The sequence below is a fragment of the Vibrio sp. 1401 genome, from assembly GCF_033340295.1.
Map to the genome: position 1 here is coordinate 1 of NZ_JAWOWF010000324.1, position 728 is coordinate 728.

Annotated in this window: 1 protein-coding gene; it reads right to left on the reverse strand. The window is 50.1% G+C overall.

Features of this window, described 5'->3' with window-relative positions; all coding sequences use genetic code 11:
* Positions 1-613 (reverse strand): ATP-binding cassette domain-containing protein (locus R7Z77_RS25410; protein ID WP_318137054.1); only part of this gene is annotated, 613 nt, incomplete at its 3' end.
* Positions 614-728 lie beyond the last annotated feature (115 nt).

The following is a 728-nucleotide window of genomic DNA, read 5'->3' on the forward strand; positions in this document are numbered from 1 at the left end:
CGTGCGAGATCAAGATCAGTGTGCCAGGGTAGTTTTGCAGCCAGCGTTCTAGCCACATTACGGCGTCCAAATCCAAGTGGTTGGTTGGTTCGTCGAGCAGTAGTAGATCGGAACGACACAATAGTGCTTGAGCCAAGTTAAGGCGCATACGCCAACCACCAGAGAACTGAGTTAAGTTCCAGCTCATCTGTTCTTGGCTAAAGCCAAGGCCGTCAAGCAATTCTGCCGCACGGGCACGGATGCTATAACCGCCAATGGTTTCGATCTTGCCGTGAATTTCTGCCACCAGCGTACCGTTGTCTTTTTCTTCGGCAACCGCTAGCTGTTGCTCAAGACCGCGGTATTCGCGATCACCATCAATGACGTATTCCAGTGCGCTGCGTTCTAAAGCCGGTGTTTCCTGCGCTACCCACGCCAATTCCCAATGCTGAGGTTGGCTGAACGAGCCCGCGTCAATCGACAGTTCATCTTTCAGTAGAGCAAATAAGGTCGATTTACCACAGCCGTTTTTGCCAACCAGACCCACTTTGTCACCTGGGTGAATGGTTGCCGATGCTTGGTCTAAAAGAGGTTTACCGCCACGCAGTAACTGAATATCAGAGAAGGTAATCATAGGGTTTTTGTTCACTTTGCGCAGCGCGCGTTTCTTGGTCGTTGATCTCGCGATGAATAGTAGGGCTATTGACGGGAAAAGTCGATCACTGAGCTTTAATTGCATTATGCTATAC